Origin of the sequence: Candidatus Regiella insecticola LSR1, assembly GCF_000143625.1 — a bacterium.
Classification (GTDB): domain Bacteria; phylum Pseudomonadota; class Gammaproteobacteria; order Enterobacterales; family Enterobacteriaceae; genus Regiella; species Regiella insecticola.
The window spans coordinates 1-3,228 of the sequence record NZ_GL379606.1 but is presented as its reverse complement, the minus strand read 5'-3'; the positions used below and the strand labels follow the sequence as shown (position 1 = coordinate 3,228).

Here is a 3,228-nt window from a genome sequence, read left to right as displayed (position 1 = left end):
CGCCGTCGGTAAAGTGCTCGCGCTAGAAAAATGGCGGGTAGGATGGAGAGTAACGTTGATAGTAGCGCTTGCCAAAAGGTAAAACGAATCACATGCCATAAATAGCTATCGTGCCATATATTTTGCCAGTTGCTAGTCTGCGCATGTTGCCAGAGAGTAGTAAAAATCAAAATAATTAAGCCGAATAATAGACTGGCAGTGAATAGGCCAGGAAGTAACCAACCTGGAATTAATGACTGACGGCGGTTTGCCATGCTTGGATCCATTGAAGACGGTTTTTTGCTATTTCTTTAGCAGGGTACTGTAATGCCTTCGATGGTACGGCTAAAGAAGTAAAATCTACGGGGAGGGCTATTTTTATTGCTGGATACATCCAATCCTTGAGAAAAAGACCATAGGCTTCGCTCCAGCTTCGAGTGACAGTAACGGTTTTTTTCGCTAATTGTTGCCAAGCTTGAGGTGCCTGTGCTCCGTATACTTTTTGCATCCATAGTAATAAACCAAGGCCGGGATTACTGGTACGTGGATCCTGATAAATGATTCGCCACGGGGTGCTGCTTTCTACCAGTTCTTGTAAACTTTTAGGCGGATTTTTTAATTTATTTTTGTGATAGATGAAAGCAAAATAGCCGTAATTATAAGGAATAAAGATCTTATTGTGCCAGTTTTCTGGTAGTGTTAGTGCTTGAGTATCGATGGGGCTGCTGGTAAACAAACCTGTTTGTTCGGCGATGTGCAATAAATTGTTATCTAGACCGAGAACCACGTCCGCCGGACTATTTTTCCCTTCCATCCGTAAACGGTTAAATAAAGAAATACTGTCATTGAGTGCCACCCATTTAAGTTTACAATGGCATTCAAGCTCAAAGCTCTTTTTTATAGCAGCTCCAGATCCCCCGTCGGCGATAAAAGCACTGTAAGTATAAACTGTTAGCGTGGGTAGTTTTGTTTCGGTAGCAGAGAGCGGGGTAGCAATGAGTAATAGGTGGAAAATAAAAAGCTTAATCACTTGATATTCCTTAAAATATATCTATCCCCTTCGCCTTTGAAGCCGCCGCGTTGTTGGCTGCGGGTGTTTGCCGAATCAACGTACATCGGTCTCACACTCTGGCCGCCTAGCGGCAACTTCAAAGGCGAAGGGGATACACTCCAGGGATTCGATTGATTGCCGCCTTGCCGTAACTCGAAATTCATTGTGTATACTTTTATGAAAAAATGAATAGATTAAATAAATATTGTAGCAACAGGCTTCAATTTATCTTTTTATATACTACGCTCATAATTATTGGTAGGAAAATTATAACAGGAATTTATGAAAGCGTACTTATCGAGACCTTCTATAAAAATTATTTTTATGCTAATCGGCAGGTTGATTGGCTGCCTTGGGTATCAACCGGTTGGCGCTTAAAAACTTTAGCACAACTCATTCAATGGCATGCTCTGCAAAAATAGCCATCATACTCAAGAAGATTTTGAATGGGCTCAAGGAGTTTATTTAAATCAAATAACAGAGATGGATGGTGTTTAGCAATGACGAAGAAGGCACTGTTGAACAGTGCCTTCGGGTTCGTTTTATAGCAATCCAGCTAAAAATAGTGCTCCTTGCTTCGTCCTTGAAAACTTATCCTTTTAATGGTTATCCTAACCCGCAATCCTTTGCATTTTTGTAGCATCCTGCCATTAATCCTTCTCTTCTATTGCTAGTAATCTAAGACAATGAATATCACTATACTTTGCTTATACTACTATCACGGTTACGTCGTTTATACTCCGTACAATACCGTTCTTATTCAGGGATGAATCGAGTATCCATTTATCTCGACAGCGATCAGTGATAACAATAATGATATCGCATAACTCACTGGATCCCATTTACCTGATAGCAAGATAATGGATTAATTAATAGAGGCAATATACTGTAAAGATTCTTATGTATATTTTTTCATTATTATAAAAAATATATTTAATATAATGATTTTATTAGGAATAAATATTAAATACTGAATATGTATTTTATAAAAATAAATGATCTCTTACAGTTGATGTAAGATATATCTTACAAGTACGAATGCTAGAGGGCGGCTAAATTTTATTTTTCAATAAATCACGATTTTCAGTTAACAACTTTTCTTCAGCGGTTGGCACTGCTACTTCTTCGGGTTGTTTTCGGCGCCAGTTATTCATTAATTTCATTGTGGAAAAAATCGCTAATGTAATAATTAAAAAATCAAAAATATTTTGCAAAAACAAACCATAACTCATAATAACTGCTGGGTTTGTACTTTCAGCTGCACGCAGGATAAAAGCAAATTTTTTAAAATCAATTCCGCCGATTAAAAGCCCTAACACAGGCATAATGATATCGAAAACCAATGAGGAAACAATTTTTCCGAACGCCGTACCAATAATAACCCCGACGGCTAAATCAACCACATTGCCGCGCATGGCAAATTCACGAAATTCTTTTATAAAGCTCATTGATCTTCCTTTTTCACAAGTGAGCGTAGTTCAAAGAAGCTTTTGAATAGGCTCTAAAACGTTATTGATTAATATTAGCTTGGGATCTGCCATTGTCGAAAAATTTTTAATTAGGCCAAAGATAACTTCATAATAACGGCATTTTCATTTCCTTTAGTGCAAGGATAATAGTTTTTCCGCATTGAAACTGCTTTAAAATTTAAGCTGTTATAGAGAGCGATAGCGCTTAGGTTTGATTGCCGAACTTCAAGCCAACATGTCGTAACATGACGTATTATTAGCTGTTCAATAAGATACTCAAGCAGTAAGCGCCCGTAACCTTGGCGCTGATATTGTGGAGCAATGGCAATATTAAATAATGTCGCTTCATCAATAATGAGTTGTGTCATGCTAAATCCTGCTAAGCAGTGATTAACACTTAATTTATAGTTGAGATAATGTTCGCCGTGGTTGCTGGCGAAAACATTTTTAGTCCACGGAAAAACATGGCTGGCTTGCTCAATCTGGTAGGCTTCTGCTATATCAGCCGGCGTCAGGATAGAAATCTTTTTCATATTGACAAATTTGTTGCCAGAGTGCTCGTTTGGCGTGCCCATCTTGATAAAGTTCATTCAATACTGGGCTTTGTAAGTGCACTTGAGCATCTGTTAAAGGTTCATGATTCCCTAGATACCAATAGTGGTATTGCCTATCTTTGGGTATCACTGCAAGTTGATTTGGCGTTAAGCTGTAAGTTTGCTCAGGAGTGAG

Annotated in this window: 6 protein-coding genes and 1 pseudogene; 1 reads left to right on the top strand and 6 read right to left on the bottom strand. The window is 38.3% G+C overall.

Going from position 1 to position 3,228, the window contains the following annotated elements:
- The 3 genes and pseudogenes from thiP to REG_RS12790 form a co-directional block, all read right to left on the bottom strand.
- Positions 1-254: pseudogene (thiP, locus tag REG_RS11375) on the bottom strand (thiamine/thiamine pyrophosphate ABC transporter permease ThiP); the annotation flags it as partial.
- Positions 230-1,009: a thiamine ABC transporter substrate-binding protein gene (locus REG_RS07695; RefSeq protein WP_006705128.1), complete on the bottom strand. Its 780-nt coding sequence runs from the start codon at positions 1,007-1,009 to the stop codon at positions 230-232. The pseudogene thiP and the gene REG_RS07695, both read right to left, overlap by 25 nt.
- Entirely contained in the window at positions 1,006-1,194 is a 189-nt protein-coding gene (locus REG_RS12790) for a hypothetical protein (RefSeq protein ID WP_141553651.1), read from the bottom strand. Before REG_RS12790 ends, REG_RS07695 begins: the two co-directional genes overlap by 4 nt.
- Before the next feature lie 21 nt (positions 1,195-1,215).
- Here REG_RS12790 and sgrT point away from each other — a divergent pair, with 21 nt between their 5' ends.
- On the top strand, positions 1,216-1,452 hold the full coding sequence (sgrT, locus tag REG_RS14685; protein ID WP_006705127.1) for a glucose uptake inhibitor SgrT: 237 nt from the start codon (positions 1,216-1,218) through the stop codon (positions 1,450-1,452).
- Between the two features lie 630 nt (positions 1,453-2,082).
- Here sgrT and mscL read toward each other — a convergent pair.
- The 3 genes from mscL to REG_RS07675 form a co-directional block, all read right to left on the bottom strand.
- On the bottom strand, positions 2,083-2,478 hold the full coding sequence (gene mscL, locus REG_RS07685; RefSeq protein ID WP_006705126.1) for a large-conductance mechanosensitive channel protein MscL: 396 nt from the start codon (positions 2,476-2,478) through the stop codon (positions 2,083-2,085).
- A 110-nt stretch (positions 2,479-2,588) separates the two neighbouring features.
- On the bottom strand, positions 2,589-3,032 hold the full coding sequence (gene rimI / locus REG_RS07680) for a ribosomal protein S18-alanine N-acetyltransferase (RefSeq protein WP_006705125.1): 444 nt from the start codon (positions 3,030-3,032) through the stop codon (positions 2,589-2,591).
- The coding region (locus tag REG_RS07675; protein WP_006705124.1) for a DNA polymerase III subunit psi at positions 3,001-3,228 on the bottom strand (228 nt) is incomplete at its 5' end. The genes rimI and REG_RS07675, both read right to left, overlap by 32 nt.